Origin of the sequence: Acinetobacter sp. SWAC5 (genome assembly GCF_003419885.1) — a bacterium.
GTDB lineage: Bacteria > Pseudomonadota > Gammaproteobacteria > Pseudomonadales > Moraxellaceae > Acinetobacter > Acinetobacter cumulans.
The window spans coordinates 45,320-60,207 of sequence record NZ_QUWR01000016.1 but is presented as its reverse complement, the minus strand read 5'-3'; the positions used below and the strand labels follow the sequence as shown (position 1 = coordinate 60,207).

At 40.9% G+C, this 14,888-nt stretch carries 17 protein-coding genes; 13 read left to right on the top strand and 4 right to left on the bottom strand.

Translation table 11 applies throughout. From position 1 onward, the window contains the following. The first annotated feature begins 68 nt into the window (after positions 1 to 68). The 7 genes from DYI81_RS12490 (at position 69) to DYI81_RS12460 (ending at position 6,852) form a co-directional block, all read left to right on the top strand. Complete coding sequence (locus DYI81_RS12490) at positions 69 to 1,124, top strand: polysaccharide biosynthesis/export family protein (RefSeq protein ID WP_117007723.1); 1,056 nt, start codon at positions 69 to 71, stop codon at positions 1,122 to 1,124. Then, a complete protein-coding gene (locus tag DYI81_RS12485; protein WP_106985615.1) occupies positions 1,124 to 1,552 on the top strand; it encodes a low molecular weight protein-tyrosine-phosphatase in 429 nt (142 codons plus the stop codon). Before DYI81_RS12490 ends, DYI81_RS12485 begins: the two co-directional genes overlap by 1 nt. A 19-nt stretch (positions 1,553 to 1,571) precedes the next feature. Further along, positions 1,572 to 3,767: a polysaccharide biosynthesis tyrosine autokinase gene (locus DYI81_RS12480; protein WP_117007722.1), complete on the top strand. Its 2,196-nt coding sequence runs from the start codon at positions 1,572 to 1,574 to the stop codon at positions 3,765 to 3,767. A gap of 270 nt (positions 3,768 to 4,037) precedes the next feature. Continuing rightward, positions 4,038 to 4,751: an FKBP-type peptidyl-prolyl cis-trans isomerase gene (locus DYI81_RS12475; RefSeq protein ID WP_106985616.1), complete on the top strand. Its 714-nt coding sequence runs from the start codon at positions 4,038 to 4,040 to the stop codon at positions 4,749 to 4,751. Between the two features lie 58 nt (positions 4,752 to 4,809). Beyond that, entirely contained in the window at positions 4,810 to 5,502 is a 693-nt protein-coding gene (locus DYI81_RS12470; protein WP_106985617.1) for an FKBP-type peptidyl-prolyl cis-trans isomerase, read from the top strand. Between the two features lie 191 nt (positions 5,503 to 5,693). Then, entirely contained in the window at positions 5,694 to 6,446 is a 753-nt protein-coding gene (locus DYI81_RS12465) for a dienelactone hydrolase family protein (RefSeq protein ID WP_106985618.1), read from the top strand. A gap of 43 nt (positions 6,447 to 6,489) precedes the next feature. Further along, complete coding sequence (locus DYI81_RS12460; protein ID WP_106985619.1) at positions 6,490 to 6,852, top strand: HIT family protein; 363 nt, start codon at positions 6,490 to 6,492, stop codon at positions 6,850 to 6,852. 203 nt (positions 6,853 to 7,055) lie between these two features. On the opposite strand, the gene DYI81_RS12455 is transcribed toward DYI81_RS12460, so the two are convergent. Continuing rightward, a complete protein-coding gene (locus DYI81_RS12455; RefSeq protein ID WP_106985620.1) occupies positions 7,056 to 7,442 on the bottom strand; it encodes a hypothetical protein in 387 nt (128 codons plus the stop codon). Positions 7,443 to 7,621: 179 nt separating this feature from the next. On the opposite strand from DYI81_RS12455, the gene mutY reads away from it, so the two are divergent. The 5 genes from mutY to DYI81_RS12430 are packed head-to-tail and all read left to right on the top strand — an operon-like array spanning position 7,622 to position 11,133. Further along, positions 7,622 to 8,653, top strand: coding sequence for an A/G-specific adenine glycosylase (gene mutY, locus DYI81_RS12450; protein WP_106985621.1), 1,032 nt, complete (start codon positions 7,622 to 7,624; stop codon positions 8,651 to 8,653). Between the two features lie 54 nt (positions 8,654 to 8,707). Next, positions 8,708 to 9,247 (top strand): M23 family metallopeptidase, encoded by a 540-nt coding sequence (locus DYI81_RS12445; protein ID WP_205669746.1) that lies wholly within the window; start codon positions 8,708 to 8,710, stop codon positions 9,245 to 9,247. 16 nt (positions 9,248 to 9,263) lie between these two features. Then, on the top strand, positions 9,264 to 9,509 hold the full coding sequence (locus tag DYI81_RS12440) for a hypothetical protein (RefSeq protein WP_106985622.1): 246 nt from the start codon (positions 9,264 to 9,266) through the stop codon (positions 9,507 to 9,509). A gap of 18 nt (positions 9,510 to 9,527) precedes the next feature. Further along, positions 9,528 to 10,109 carry a DNA-3-methyladenine glycosylase I gene (locus DYI81_RS12435; RefSeq protein ID WP_117007687.1) on the top strand — a complete coding sequence of 194 codons (582 nt, stop codon included), beginning with the start codon at positions 9,528 to 9,530 and terminating at the stop codon, positions 10,107 to 10,109. Position 10,110: 1 nt separating this feature from the next. After that, positions 10,111 to 11,133: an NAD(P)-dependent alcohol dehydrogenase gene (locus DYI81_RS12430; protein ID WP_117007686.1), complete on the top strand. Its 1,023-nt coding sequence runs from the start codon at positions 10,111 to 10,113 to the stop codon at positions 11,131 to 11,133. An 88-nt stretch (positions 11,134 to 11,221) separates the two neighbouring features. Here the strand turns inward: DYI81_RS12430 and DYI81_RS12425 are convergent, their stop codons facing one another. Continuing rightward, a complete protein-coding gene (locus tag DYI81_RS12425; protein WP_117007685.1) occupies positions 11,222 to 12,664 on the bottom strand; it encodes a PLP-dependent aminotransferase family protein in 1,443 nt (480 codons plus the stop codon). Positions 12,665 to 12,762: 98 nt separating this feature from the next. On the opposite strand from DYI81_RS12425, the gene DYI81_RS12420 reads away from it, so the two are divergent. Further along, positions 12,763 to 13,200, top strand: coding sequence for a hypothetical protein (locus DYI81_RS12420; protein WP_106985626.1), 438 nt, complete (start codon positions 12,763 to 12,765; stop codon positions 13,198 to 13,200). A 3-nt stretch (positions 13,201 to 13,203) separates the two neighbouring features. Here the strand turns inward: DYI81_RS12420 and DYI81_RS12415 are convergent, their stop codons facing one another. Both DYI81_RS12415 and dapB read right to left on the bottom strand, forming a co-directional pair. Beyond that, positions 13,204 to 13,848: an START domain-containing protein gene (locus DYI81_RS12415; protein WP_106985627.1), complete on the bottom strand. Its 645-nt coding sequence runs from the start codon at positions 13,846 to 13,848 to the stop codon at positions 13,204 to 13,206. 57 nt (positions 13,849 to 13,905) lie between these two features. Continuing rightward, the gene (dapB, locus tag DYI81_RS12410) at positions 13,906 to 14,727 is read right to left on the bottom strand and encodes a 4-hydroxy-tetrahydrodipicolinate reductase (RefSeq protein WP_117007684.1); all 822 of its coding nucleotides are present in this window, start codon (positions 14,725 to 14,727) and stop codon (positions 13,906 to 13,908) included. Positions 14,728 to 14,888: the final 161 nt, after the last annotated feature.

Here is a 14,888-nt window from a genome sequence, read left to right as displayed (position 1 = left end):
TTATAAATAGGATTTGATTTAGAGTGGACTTATACCGTTACAGTTTAATCGCAGCTCTCAGCTTGGGAATGACTGGCTGTGCAATTACTTCAGGCTTACAAACCTATGATTTACCAAGTGAAGGTTTATACCAAACTGAACTTGGAACACAGGTTAATGTGGTAAAAATCACACAAGAATCTCTTCCTGCTTTTCAACCTGCTCAATTTAATCAACAAAGTTTTGCGCATTTATTTAATCGCACACATAACAATTATAAACTCAGTGCTGGTGATATTCTGTCTATTTATTTATGGGCTTATCCAGAAATTACACCACCAGTAAACAATATTAATAATGACGTTGGTGTTCAATCTAATGGTTATCAAATTGACCAGCAGGGTTATATTCAATTCCCTGTCATTGGTCGTTATAAAGCCTCAGGTAAATCGTTGGCCCAAGTCAACCAAGAACTTCGTAGTCAATTGTCACGTTATCTTAAAACACCTGATGTAGTCGCACGTGTTTTATCCTATCAAGGCCAGCGTTACTCAGTTCAGGGTAATGTCATGAAAGGTGGACAGTTCTTCCTCAGTGATCAACCTGTTAGTGTATATACTGCCTTAGGTCTTGCTGGTGGGGTAAATACACAATTTGGTGACAATACTTCAATTACCCTCGTGCGCCAAGGACAAACCTATACGCTCAATAGTATTGAATTAGAAAAAGCAGGCTATTCTCTGCATAACCTGCTCATTCAAGCCAATGATACGCTCTACGTCAACTCACGTGAAAACCAAAAGATTTATGTGATGGGTGAATCTGGAAAAAATCAATCCCTACCAATGCGTGATCAAGGGATGACGCTCAGCGATGTGTTGGGTGAAAGCTTAGGTTTAAATCCACTTTCTGCAAGTCGTGGCAAAATTTACGTCGTACGTAGTGGTGCCGATCATCCAGTAACTGAAATTTATCATTTAAATTTAGCCAGCATTGGTGACTTTGGCTTGGCCAATCAGTTCAAGATGCGTAGTAATGATATTGTGTATGTAGATGCATCTGGGCTTGCGCGCTGGCAACGTGTAGTCAATCAAGTCCTGCCCTTCTCTAGCGCAATTTCCAACTTAGATCGGTTAGGTCAGTAATGCAGATTCAAAATATCTTAGTGGTCTGCATTGGTAATATTTGTCGTAGTCCTATGGCAGAATATTTTTTTAAACAGGAACTTCCTCATTTAAAAATCCATTCTGCAGGTATTTCAGGTCTGGTGGGGCATCCTGCAGATGAAAAAGCGCAACATTGCATGGCGGAATTGGGGATTCAAATGCAGGCACATGTGGCGCGTAAATTGAATGCTGAACTCATCAAACAAGCAGATCTGATTCTGGTGATGAGTCAAAATCAGCAAAAACATGTCGAGCAGACTTGGCCTTTTGCCAAGGGAAAAACCTTTCGCTTAGGTCATTGGCAAGGACGCAACGTTGCCGATCCTTATCAAAAGGATCAAGAAACATTTAATGAAGCCTGTGCACTCATTCAGCAATGTGTCACTGACTGGAAAAACCATATTTAATTATTTTTGAATGACGATTATGAGCCAACAAAACACCAATACTGAAGATACCATTGACTTAAAAGAATTATTTTTCTCATTAATTGCTCAGTGGAAACTGATTGCGCTCTGCGTTATTTTAAGTTTGGTCTGCGCCCTGCTCTATTTACGTACCACGCCAGATACATATTCTGTCGATGCTTTAGTACAAGTAGAAGAAGGTAAAGGGGCATCTGCAGCCTTACTGGGTGATCTTTCGAATATGATTGATCAAAAGCAACCCGCTCAAACTGAAATTGAACTTTTACGCTCACGCCTAGTACTTGGCACAGTCATTCAAAATTTAAATTTAGATATCACAATTCAAGGCAATTCAGATACCTTTACAAATCGTTTATTTGCACCGCACGATTACTCTACAGAATATCTCAAAAATTCAGTGGTGTTTAAAGACAATGAGCAGGCTTTTGATATCCGAAAATTGTCAGTTCCTAACAGTTATCTAGATAAACCATTACAACTCAAATTCCAAAATACAAAGTTCACACTTACAGATAAAAAAACAGAACAAATTGTATTTTCTGGTGATCTAAATAAGGAAAATAGAGTATCGACACCCGAAGGCCTTTGGATCGTTACCATATTTAGTCAAGATCAATTCAATGACCAATATATAATTCAAAAACTTTCTCTTCCGAATGCAGTAAAAAATATTCTTGACGACTACTCTGTTGCAGAAAAAGGAAAACTAACTGGTGTACTTGGCCTTAATTATCAAGGTCAAGATCAAGAACATATCACCAAAGTACTCAATGCCATCTTAGATGTTTATAAACAACAGAATATTGATCGTAGCTCTGCAGAAAGTGCACAAACCCTAAAATTCTTGGATGAACAATTACCAGAATTAAAAAAACAACTGGATACAGCTGAACGTGAATTTAACAAATTCCGTCAACAATATAATACGGTTGATGTCACCAAAGAATCTGAACTCTACTTAACACAAAGTGTAACCCTAGAAACACAAAAAGCAGAGTTAGAGCAAAAAGTTGCCGAAGCTGGTGCGAAGTACACGAACGAACATCCTGTGATGCAACAGATGACGGCCCAGCTGAGTGCGCTGAATAAAAAAATTGGTGAATTAGAAAATACACTCAAGCAACTGCCTGACCTACAACGTCGTTACTTGCAGTTATATCGTGAAGTTGAAGTGAAAAATCAACTGTATACTTCCCTACTAAACTCTTACCAACAACTGCGTATTGCTAAAGCGGGTGAAATTGGCAATGTTCGCATCGTAGACCATGCGATCGAGCCTGTAGAGCCGATCAAACCCAAGAAATTAATCATTTTAGTTTTATCCATTTTTGTAGGTGGCTTCTTAGGTACACTCCTTGCATTACTGCGTAATATGATGCGCACAGGTATTAAAGACTCATCACAAATTGAAAATGAACTTGATTTACCTGTTTATGCCACTGTACCGCGTTCACCAGTACAAGAAAGTCGTATTAAACTGTTAAAGAAAAAGAAAACTATTCCTGTTCTTGCAGTTAAAAATAACGATGACATTGCTATTGAAAGCCTACGTAGCATGCGTACCGCGATTCATTTTGCAATGAGTAGTGCCAAAAATAATTTAATTATGATTTCAGGCCCAGCACCTGAAGTAGGTAAATCATTTATCTCGACCAATTTGGCCGCAATTTTGGCGCAAAGCAATAAACGCGTATTGATTATTGATGCAGATATGCGTCGCGGTTATTTGCATAAATATTTCAACACTGAAAATACCCCTGGTCTTGCTGATTACTTAAATAACCAACAAAATTTAGATGCGATTATCAAACCATCTGAAATTTCTGGCTTAAGTGTAATTACTCGTGGCAAGAGCCCAACGAATCCATCAGAACTTCTCAGCTCTGCAAAATTCGCAGCACTTTTAGAGCAACTTTCACCACTCTATGACCATATTATTATTGATACACCGCCTGTGTTGGCTGTGACCGATGGTATTATCATTTCACAATATACTGGTATAAATCTGGTGATTGCACGCTTTGCTAAAACGCAAATGAAAGAGCTTGAATTGACCATGAACCGCTTTGAACAAGTGGGTGTCAAAATTAATGGTGTGATTCTGAATGATATTCAGCGTGGCACAGGTGGTTATGGCTACGGTTATGGCTATAATTACTCTTATGGTTATAAAGCCAATAAAGATCAGGACTAAATCTTGATTGTTTAAAAACCAATGCACTGCATTGGTTTTTTTATACCAGCAAAGACTTTAAAGCACAGTAGAATAGGCGATTAAATCCATTTTATTTGTATGATAAATGTTTTATACATTCAGTCTGTTATAGAATATTTTATATGACATGACTATGATGAGTTTTCCAGCTCAAATCAGGTGTAATTCACACAAGCTATTGCACCACAGCTGGAAAAGTCTGCTAATCTTTCAGCAACTTTATAGATTTAGAATAATTTGGGAAATTTTATGAGTAAGGCCCTACCCATTGCTGTCGCTGTTGTACTAGGCGGTGCTGCACTTGTTCCAGTGTATTTTGCGTCACAAAAACCAGCTGTACAGGCTGCGACTTCAACTCAACCTGCAGCCAATGCCTCTGCTGTCGCAAAAATTAGCTATGCATTGGGCTATGAAGTTGCTCACCAAACTCCTCCAGAGCTCGATATTGATAGCTTTGTGACAGGTGTTCGTGCAGGCCATGCCCGCACCCAACCAGCTTATACAGAAGAAGAATTACAACAAGCCTATGTACAGTTCCAAAAAGACATGCAACAAAAACAGCATGATCAAGTGCAACAAGTACAAGTTGCGAGTGACACCTTCCTTGCTGAAAATAAAAAGAAACCAGGTGTTGTAACAACCGCATCTGGCTTACAGTATAAAATTACGAAAGAAGGTACAGGGAAACAACCTCAAGCCAATTCGATCGTGACAGTCCATTACAAAGGCCAATTGGTCGACGGTAAAGTCTTTGATAGTTCAATTGAACGCGGTGAGCCAATTGAGTTCCCACTGAATCAAGTAATTCCTGGTTGGACTGAAGGCTTACAATTGATGAAAGAAGGCGGTAAAGCAACGCTCTATATTCCAGCAAAATTAGGTTATGGTGAAAACGGCGTTCCTGGCACAATTCCACCAAATAGCACGCTTATTTTTGATGTTGAACTGATTAAAGTGAAATAACAAAAATGATCCCAAGGAGAGCATTTGCTCTCCTTCATTTCTTCTGGAAACAAACAACATGAAAATTAAAATAAGCCTGCTATGCTGTGCACTTTTGAGTGGCACGACCTTCGCAAAAGACATTAATACGCAAAGTAGCACTGCCGAACAAGTGGGCTATAGCTTTGGTTACTTAATGGGTCGTAGTAATGCCGATGCCATGAAAGATATGGATCTTGATGCCTTTGTACAGGGCTTAAAAGCATCATCTCAAGGGCAAACTGCAACCTTAACAGACGAAGAAATGACGCGTGTATTGACCCAATTTAAGCGTCGAGCAGAAGCGAAACAATTGATCGAGCTAAAACAAAAAGCCGACGAAAATGCAAAAATTGGTACTGCATTTTTAGCTGAAAATGCCAAAAAAGAAGGGGTTAAAACCACCAAGTCTGGTTTGCAATATATTGTCATCAAAGAGGGAACCGGCAAATCGCCTAAGGCCAATTCAAATGTGACCGTCAATTATGAAGGTCGCTTAATTGATGATACTGTTTTTGACAGTTCAATTGCACGTAACCACCCTGCTAACTTTCAAGTCAGCCAAGTGATTCAAGGCTGGACGGAAGGCTTACAACTGATGAAAGAAGGCGCGAAATATCGCTTCTTTATTCCTGCAAATTTGGCCTATGGTCAAATTGGTTCAGGTGATGTCATTGAACCCAATAGCACCTTAATTTTTGATGTTGAGTTACTCAACGTGAATTCTAAATAATTCATTACAATTTTGGCTTATTGCCCTACGGGATGATAAGCCTGCCTCAGCCCTAAGTCAGCTCTATATTCCGTGCAGGATAGTGTACTTTTACCCTAATTTATTAGCCTGCAATTTACGCATTTATCATAAATAAATCATATTTTTATGCTTTAATCTTTGCATTCGTATTGGAACAAGGATTTGGCTTCATGGCTCTGAAAATAAAAACACGTGAAATTCAATATAAGGCGGTAGATGGAACAACTTTAATTGGATATTTTGCCACACCTGAAACAGATCAAGTCGTACCTGGCGTACTGGTTTCACCTGAATGGTGGGGACGAAATGACTATACAGAGCAGCGCGCACGAGAACTAGCAGAACATGGCTATGCCGCTTTGGCCCTCGACATGTACGGCAATAAAAACGTCACCACAGATGCAAAACAAGCCTATGCTTGGATGATGCAAACTTTCGAGCAAAGCAATACCATTGTAGATCGTGCTACAGCAGCACTGAACTGTCTTGCATCTCAAGCAGAAGTGGATGCTTCCCAACTGGGTGCGATTGGTTTTTGCTATGGAGGAAAAGTTGTATTGGATTTGGCGCGCTCTGGTGCACAGCTCAAAGCTGTTGCAACATTCCATGCCAATTTATCTGCACAAACGCCTGCACAAGCAGGTCAAGTTCAGGCAGAAATTTTGGTCCTCCATGGTGCAGAGGACAGCATGGTTAGTCTAGATGATGTCGCAAAATTTAAAGAAGAAATGTTTAGCGCTCAGGTTGAGCATGACGTCATTGTATATGAAGATGCTAAACATGGATTCTCAAATCCATTAGCAGATGAACGTGCTCAAGCCAATGGCGTTGACTTAGGCTATAACGCCGAAGCAGAAAAAAAGAGTCTGGCTGCCATGTACGATTTACTCGACCGCAATCTTAAAACTGCTGAGCAAATTTAAGTTTATAATTTGAATATCCACTGATTCGAAGGAGGATAGAACAATGAATACGCACTGCCCTTATTGTGACTACAATGATTATGCAGTACTGGCACAAAATGAATTTGGATTGATTCTCCCAGAACCCCAAAGCCTATCTAAAGGACATTGTGTCATTATTCCAATACGTCATGTCAGTTCATTTTTTGAAATCACTGACAAAGAACGTAAAAGCTTAATGTCTTTATTGGAACAAGCGCGCAATGAATTAAATTTAATTCATCAGCCAGCGGGTTTTCATATTGGCTTTAATGACGGCCATGCATTTGGCACAGAAGCTGAGCATTTGCATATTCACATTATCCCCTATTATGACAACCAAGACTTAGTCCTTGATCAGCGCTGGGGCAACATAGCACAGCCTTAATTTTTGAGTAACGATGTTTAGATACAGGTCCTATTGGGGCCTGTATCTTTTTTTCTACGCTTTTAGAATGTTGATATTTATGCTTATATTCATGGGCACTTAATCTAACTAAATCGTGAACAACGATTCCTATCCGACATGAGCACTTTAGATTTCTAATAACAGCCATTTGGTTCAATAGATTAATGATCCTTATGACAGATTTATTCTACTAAATCATAAATATATGTTCTGTTTGCGAGTAGATAATTCACTTGAATATATCGAACTTTATAGCAGGTTTTATGCTTAATTTTTTGTTGAAAAACAAAATACTTATAGTGAAATGGAAAACCATGAATATTCATATTTTGAAGTAAAAGCTTCTCACCATTTATATTGACCTCATGTCTTTCGATTCCATGCTTAGTTGAAAATGCTTTTTCTAAATACAAGCATCCTAAATATATATTCTGATGATTTTTTGATAGTTCTTTAGCTTTATTAATTAGAAAAAAATGCTCTCTTAAAGTATGTATTGTGAATGAGGAAAATATAATGATCAGACTAATTTGAACATAATGTCTTTTTGAATATTCAGCAATTCCCATTATTTTTAATACCTACAAATTAGAATGCACATCGATCTCAACCCTAAGAAAATATCTAAATAAAACAATAATAAACACCAAATTCATTATTGATTTTACAATTTTAAAGTTAAATCAAAGCGCATCAAATTTGAATGGTCTACAATAAAGCGCGTTTTTCACTGTATTAATGATGTTCCATGTCTTTTAAATTTTCAGATGCTTTACTGGCTTGGTTTGATGTTCATGGTCGCCATGATTTGCCTTGGCAAGTTGTCGATGATCCATACAAAGTCTGGGTGTCTGAAATAATGCTCCAACAAACGCAGGTCAAAACCGTCTTGCAGTATTTTGAGCGTTTTATTATGCGTTTTCCCACTGTACAGGACTTAGGTCGTGCCAGCTGGGATGATGTGGCGCCTTATTGGGCTGGTTTAGGCTACTATGCCCGCGCGCGAAATTTACATAAAGCAGCTGGCATTGTCGCGCAAAAAGGAGCATTTCCTAGCAATTTAGAACAATGGATTGAACTGCCTGGCATTGGTCGTTCAACCGCTGGGGCCTTAATGTCTCTGGGCTTACGTGAATACGGCGTGATTATGGATGGCAACGTTAAACGTGTGCTCTCACGCTTTTTTGCCATTGAAGATGACCTGTCTAAGCCACAACATGAACGTGAAATGTGGGCTTTAGCAACGCAGTTATGTCCTACTGAGCGTAATCATGACTATACGCAAGCAATTATGGATTTAGGTGCAACCGTCTGCACGCCCAAAAAACCGCTTTGCCTCTATTGCCCAATGCAGCAGCATTGCAAGGCGCATCAGCAAGGCATTGAAACTGAACTGCCATTTAAAAAAGCCAAAAAGCCTGTTCCAGTTAAAGAAGCACAGGTCTTGTTGATTCAATCTGCTGGAGAATGGCTTTGGATACAGCGTCCAAATCAGGGCTTATGGGGTGGTTTATGGTGTTTGCCAATTTATGAAAGTGCACTTGATTTCCAAAATGAATTGCAACGCTATGCACTGAAAAAAGAAATTTCTCGTGCACAAATTTCACATAGCTTTACCCATTTTACCTGGCACCTTGATGCGATTGCCGTTGAACTTCCTCCAGATCAAAAAGAACATTTGGCAATCGAGTTCAATGCGCAATGGCTAACACCACAAGCCGCATCTGCACTCGGAATTCCAACCGCAATGAAAAAATTGATCTCAGCCATCAATCTATGACATAGTCAGAACACAGTGCTTCGGCACATCCAATTAGATCATAGAGGGATTGCCGTGCTGCGCTGGATTGCAATTGTCATTTTAGGAATGAATCTGCTTTGGCTGGCCGCTTGTACCAGCACACCACCAGCACCCTCCAAACCACTGCCCCCCGCACAAATTCAAAAACTCCAACAGATGCGCTTGCCAACTAAACTGCCAGTGCCTGTAGACGATATTAAAGCCAAAAATTTAAAAGATACTTGGGGTGCATCACGTAGCAGTGGTCGTACACATGAAGGGATAGATATCTTGGCTCCACGTGGAACGAAAGTCTACACCGCCACCGAAGGCTTGATTGCCGACTTACGCAATAACAATTTGGGTGGTAAAGTGGTATGGATAATCGGGCCAGCAGGCTCTTGGCATTACTATGCACATTTAGATGACCATAAGCGTGGACTTAAAGTCGGAGATTATGTCAAAAAAGGTGATCTCATAGGCTATGTGGGTAATACCGGCAACGCTCGCCATACCACCCCACATCTACACTATAGTATTTACTTAAATGGCAAAGGCCGAGGTGCAGTTAACCCCTTCCCTTATTTACGTTAATTATCAGGAAACATTCATGTCAGAAGCACTGATCAGCCGCCTTGTTGAATTTGCAGAATCAGGTAACCAACAAAAAATCACCGTGGCTGGACAGACCCATCAAGGCTGGATTATGGAAATTACCGAAGAAGCACTCATGATCAGTACAGGCTATGCAGACAAAGCGGGCAAGGATGTATGGATTCAATTTAGTGACTTAGATCAAGCGACACTGTCTTATTGGGACAATCAAAATGACCAATGGTCTGAATTTAAGCTTTAATTGGATCAACTCAAAACCATGAGCGCCCAACGCTGTGCGTGGTGTACACAAGACCCATTGTATATCCAATACCACGATCATGAATGGGGCCACCCTCTACATGATGAAGCACAGCTATTTGAAATGTTGTGCTTAGAAGGCCAGCAAGCTGGGCTATCTTGGATCACCGTACTTAAAAAACGTCAGGCATATCGCCAACATTTTTTTCAACACGATATCGCCAGCATTGCCAATATGAGCGATACGCAACTGGGAAACATTGTCAAAGACCCAAATGTGATTCGTCACCTAGGTAAATTACAGGCCATTCGTAGCAACGCCATTGCATGGCAAAATTTAAAACTCGTGGGTATCGACCCTGTGGCATGGTTGTGGTCATTTTCAGTCCAACCAACACTGTGCAATGATGTGCCCAACTATTATCAAGCGCCAGCTCAAACAATAGAAAGCCAAGCCATGTCCAAAAGCCTAAAAAAGCAAGGCTTTAAATTTGTAGGGCCAACGATTTGTTATGCCTTTATGCAAGCTGTGGGCATGGTCAATGACCATGAAAATAGTTGTGACTTTAAATATCAAATCCTCTCAAAAAAGGAGCGTTGAGATGAGTGAAAATACCATTCATGCCTATGCAGCCATGCAGGCAGGTGAAGCACTACAGCCTTATCAATTTGATGCGGGTGAATTACTCGCACATCAGGTCGAAATTAAAGTTGAATACTGTGGCCTGTGTCATTCAGATCTTTCGGTTATTGATAATGACTGGAACTCTGCTGTTTATCCTGTTGTAGCTGGCCATGAAATTATTGGCACCATTGCACGTTTAGGTTCAGAAGCCAAAGGATTAAAATTAGGTCAGCGTGTTGGTGTGGGTTGGACTGCTGAGAGTTGCCAATGCTGTGACCCATGCGTAGCAGGACAGCAAGTACAGTGTACTGGTGACAAAGTTGCAACGATTGTTGGCCATGCAGGCGGTTTTGCAGATAAAGTCCGTGCTGGTTGGCAATGGGTCATTCCACTGCCGGATGATCTTGATCCTGAATCTGCAGGCCCACTGCTCTGTGGTGGTATTACTGTATTTGATCCAATTTTAAAACACGAAATTCAAGCCATTCATCATGTTGGAGTGATTGGTATTGGTGGTCTAGGTCACATGGCCATTAAATTATTAAAAGCATGGGGCTGTGAAATTACCGCATTCACCTCTAGCTTAGATAAAACCGATGAGCTCAAAGCGATGGGTGCAGATCATGTGGTGAGTAGCCGTGATATAGAGGCACTCAAAGCACATCGTGGTAAATTTGATCTACTGCTCAGTACCGTTAATGTTACGCTCAACTGGCAGGCTTATTTAGCGACTTTAGCACCCAATGGCGCTATTCACATGCTGGGGCTGGCACTCGAACCCATGCAAATTCCAGCAGGTGCGCTCATCAGTGGTTCTAAATCTGTCACGGGTTCACCAACTGGTTCACCTGTCGCTTTACGCCAACTGTTAAGATTTGCCGCGCGTAAAAATATTGCACCACAAATTGAATTGTTCCCTATGTCACAAATTAATGAGGCGATTGAACGATTACATTCAGGTAAAGTACGCTACCGTGTGGTACTCAAAGCAGATTTTTAAGCCCTGCGCGATCAAATCTAAACTAAAAAAGCCTGCATCACTGCAGGCTTTTTTTATATCGACATAGCATAGGTATTGCTTTCGATATTTAAGCAACCGCTTGATTGTCCAGCTCTGCCCGAACCCAATCTGCGAGTAACTGAATGGCTTGCTGAACCTCAAATGATAGCTCATGCCCTGCATTGAGGCGGATGCAATTGTTATAGCGCATGTCTTCACCAAATAAAATTCCCGGCACCAAATTAATCCCTTGTTCGGCAGCAAAATAATACAGCGCTAAACTATTAATCTGATCTGGAAATTGAAGCCACAATGCATAATTCCCTTGTGGATCATTAAGACGAAAATCTATGCCATGAAAAGCCTGCGCAATAAACTGACGGTACTGCTGTACCTGTTGTTGTAACTGGGGGCGTAATGCCGTTAAGTGCTGACGATATTCGCGGCTAAAGATAAAATCTGCCAAGCCCAATTGCAGCGGTGTATTGACTGAGACATTGCGCAGAATAATTTTTGCATGCATTGGTTTTAAGCGTGTAGGCAAACAAAACCATCCTACGCGATAAGAAGGTGATAATGACTTGGAGACAGAACCGCAATACACCACATAACCCTCTTGATCCCAATACTGAATCGGAAGCGGTCGTTGCATGCTAAAGCTACATTCGGCATAAATATCATCTTCAATCACATAGCATTGATATTTGGCAGCCAATTGCGCAATTTTTTCTTTATCTACATTACTCAAACAAAAGCCCAAGGGATTTTGATAATTTGCAGTGAGTAAACAAACTTTAGCCCCTGACTGTTGCATGGCTTGTTCCAATCGCACCAAGTCAAAACCTTCCGTATTGGCAGGAATCTCCACAATTTTACGGTTGAGTAAGGCCAGCATCTGCAATTGCCCATTATAGTTAGGGGTTGGCACAATCACGCCATCCCCTTCACGCGTCAAGCTTTGAATCATAACGGCCAATGTTGGCATGCAACCATTGCTGATATAAATCAATTCAGGGGCAATATGAAAGCCATCTTCAGCCCAATGGGCAGACAGTGCTTCACGCAGTCGAATATGCCCTTGGCGGTCGCTATATAGAAAATCTTCAGGCTTGCTGTACTTTAAGGCACGTTGAATCGAACGACTTAATGCTTTGGCTGGGACTAAATTCGGAGAAAGCTGAATTGATCCTAAATGAATGAGCTTGCTATTGATAGCGGCTTCATGAATTTCAATTTGCAGTGCTAAATTGGAAACTTCACGCATTTCCGACTTGAAATCTGGATGCTTTGGGGCATCAATAGCACAACCTGACACAGTCGAGGGACGCTGTACAAAATAGCCAGACTTAGCTTTCACATAAATCAGCCCTTGCGCTTCGAGCATTTCATAACAGCTTTTTGCTGTGTTTAGACTAATGTTATGCTGCTCAGAAAATTGACGTAATGAAGCTAAGCGCTGCCCCGCAACAATATCCCCAGCCAATATTTTCTGCCTCAGCTGCTGTGCCAGCAGCTGATATTGAAATGCCATATCTGTACCCGTTTTTTTATATTTTCTGTATCTGTATCCTAAACACTAACATATTTAAGCTTTCTGTACAGTTTTTCAAAAGGATACAGGAGCGATTCATGAGAACAATAGCCACAGCGCTCAGCCTATTCAGTTGTGCAATTGCACTTTCAGCTTGCCAGCCACAAGGCAATACCGTCGCTCAACAGCAACATTTTATTTGTAGTGCATTAATTGAAGGCTTTTTAAAAACCCAAAATCTGACCCAATATCAACTCTGGCATATTCAGCCTGCATTACAGCATGTTGCCAGTCAGCGCTTATATGTGTATCAGGCGCAGACATCTTATCAACCCCGTCTCATGCCGAGTCAAAAAAAATTGCGCTTTAACTGTGAACAAAACAGTGCTCAGCAGTTTCAAATTAAACTGGCGCCATCAGCAGAGGCAAATGGTGCAGTACCTGAAGAAACCTTGCTTAGCCTACAGTTGCCTCAGCCTGAACGGATGAAACAACTGACCGTGTATACATTGAGTTCACCGGAAAGAAAGTTTTAAACACTACTTTAAAATGTCAGGTAATGGCGCGAAATTCTTTGGTTTTTCTAGCTCTACTTTCATTTTTTGCAGCATTTGATAAGGCTGCTGTTGAACAAACATATTCACGACTGACAAGGGAATAGACCCTTCAGGATTGGCATAACCATAGGTCGATACTTTGACTTTTTGTGGGCCTAATTTCTGAAACGACCAATCGCCTTCATACTGATTCAGTCGGACGTAGTTTTTATTCAGCATATAGCCTTTTTTAATGGCTTTATTTTGTATGCTAATGATGCCCTGTGCATCTTTGCTCATTTTACCTTGCACAACCAAATCACGGTCTTTTAGAGGAAATGGAAAATCCAACACCATGTACAGTTGGAATTCACCTTTTTTGTCATCACGCGATAATACTTTCATTTGACTTAAAAAAGGCACCCATTCCATTGCATGATCCACGTCTAAAATCAGCGCCACAGCTTGTTCAATGGGAACATTAAGCGTGGTTTCTGCTTTATACATCATGATTGGATTTTGGCTGTCTTGAATCGTCCAAACTTTAATATTGTTTTTATTAATACTGAGCTTAACGTTATCTGTAGGTGCTGCCTGTGTAGTCGCAGAACATGCGAGTACACAGGCCATCAACAAAGCTATTTTCATTCCAATTATTCGTCTTTTTAGTTTTCTTTTATTTTTATAGCGGATTTTGAAGTGCTTTTATACTTGAATATCGTTAAATCCAAGTACATCTTTCATATCGTACTTACGCGCTTCACGGCCTACGACCCAAGCGGCTGCACGTACTGCACCCGCAGCAAAGTTCATACGGTTGGTCGCTTTATGCGTAATTTCCACACGCTCGCCTTCACCAATAAACATTACTGTATGCTCACCAACAATATCGCCACCACGAATGGTTTGGAAACCAATGCTTTGGCGCTCACGTGGACCAGTATGGCCTTCACGGTGATATACGGCGTCTTGTTTTAAGTCACGACCCAAAGTTTCAGCAATCGCTTCACCCATCATCAGTGCAGTACCTGATGGCGCGTCAACTTTATGACGGTGATGTGCTTCAATCACTTCGATATCTACTGTGTCACCAAATACTTTCGATGCCAGTTCCAACAGTTTGATTGAAACATTCACGCCGACTGAATAGTTGGCTGCATAAACCACGGGCGTTTCTGTTGCAGATGCATCTAAATAGGCTTTTTGTTCATCATTCATGCCTGTGGTACCAATCACGATTGCGACACCATGTTCACGGCAAATTTTGAGATGATTGACGGTTGCTACAGGTGCAGTGAAATCAATCACGACATCACAGTCCTTCACAACTTCTTCTAAACTGCCGACAATTTTCACATCTAGACGGCCAATGCCAGCAAGTTCGCCTGCGTCTGCACCCAAAAGTGAGCTTTCTGGACGTTCTACGGCTGCTGCAAGTTTAAAACCTGCTTGTTCAACAGCTTGAATAAGAATACGACCCATACGGCCACCTGCCCCTAAAATGCCAATGCGTGGAGTTGCTGACATAACATTTTCCTAATGCTAGATTCAAAATTGCCCTTACTATAGCAAAACTCCTGACTTTGGCTAAGTTTGACACAAAAAAATTATGCTTTTTTCCTCGCTTGCTCTGTTGCGCTCACGCACGGATGAAATCCCCTATCGTACCCTCATCTGTATTGCATTTT

Bases quoted from the DNA above. Each gene is read 5' to 3' on its own strand.
- DYI81_RS12475 (WP_106985616.1), top strand. From the start codon at position 4,038: ATGAGTAAGGCCCTACCCATTGCTGTCGCTGTTGTACTAGGCGGTGCT.
- dapB (WP_117007684.1), bottom strand. From the start codon at position 14,727: ATGTCAGCAACTCCACGCATTGGCATTTTAGGGGCAGGTGGCCGTATG.
- DYI81_RS12465 (WP_106985618.1), top strand. From the start codon at position 5,694: ATGGCTCTGAAAATAAAAACACGTGAAATTCAATATAAGGCGGTAGAT.
- mutY (WP_106985621.1), top strand. From the start codon at position 7,622: ATGTCTTTTAAATTTTCAGATGCTTTACTGGCTTGGTTTGATGTTCAT.
- DYI81_RS12460 (WP_106985619.1), top strand. From the start codon at position 6,490: ATGAATACGCACTGCCCTTATTGTGACTACAATGATTATGCAGTACTG.
- DYI81_RS12490 (WP_117007723.1), top strand. From the start codon at position 69: ATGACTGGCTGTGCAATTACTTCAGGCTTACAAACCTATGATTTACCA.
- DYI81_RS12485 (WP_106985615.1), top strand. From the start codon at position 1,124: ATGCAGATTCAAAATATCTTAGTGGTCTGCATTGGTAATATTTGTCGT.
- DYI81_RS12430 (WP_117007686.1), top strand. From the start codon at position 10,111: ATGAGTGAAAATACCATTCATGCCTATGCAGCCATGCAGGCAGGTGAA.
- DYI81_RS12440 (WP_106985622.1), top strand. From the start codon at position 9,264: ATGTCAGAAGCACTGATCAGCCGCCTTGTTGAATTTGCAGAATCAGGT.
- DYI81_RS12420 (WP_106985626.1), top strand. From the start codon at position 12,763: ATGAGAACAATAGCCACAGCGCTCAGCCTATTCAGTTGTGCAATTGCA.
- DYI81_RS12415 (WP_106985627.1), bottom strand. From the start codon at position 13,848: ATGAAAATAGCTTTGTTGATGGCCTGTGTACTCGCATGTTCTGCGACT.
- DYI81_RS12455 (WP_106985620.1), bottom strand. From the start codon at position 7,442: ATGGGAATTGCTGAATATTCAAAAAGACATTATGTTCAAATTAGTCTG.
- DYI81_RS12470 (WP_106985617.1), top strand. From the start codon at position 4,810: ATGAAAATTAAAATAAGCCTGCTATGCTGTGCACTTTTGAGTGGCACG.
- DYI81_RS12480 (WP_117007722.1), top strand. From the start codon at position 1,572: ATGAGCCAACAAAACACCAATACTGAAGATACCATTGACTTAAAAGAA.
- DYI81_RS12435 (WP_117007687.1), top strand. From the start codon at position 9,528: ATGAGCGCCCAACGCTGTGCGTGGTGTACACAAGACCCATTGTATATC.
- DYI81_RS12425 (WP_117007685.1), bottom strand. From the start codon at position 12,664: ATGGCATTTCAATATCAGCTGCTGGCACAGCAGCTGAGGCAGAAAATA.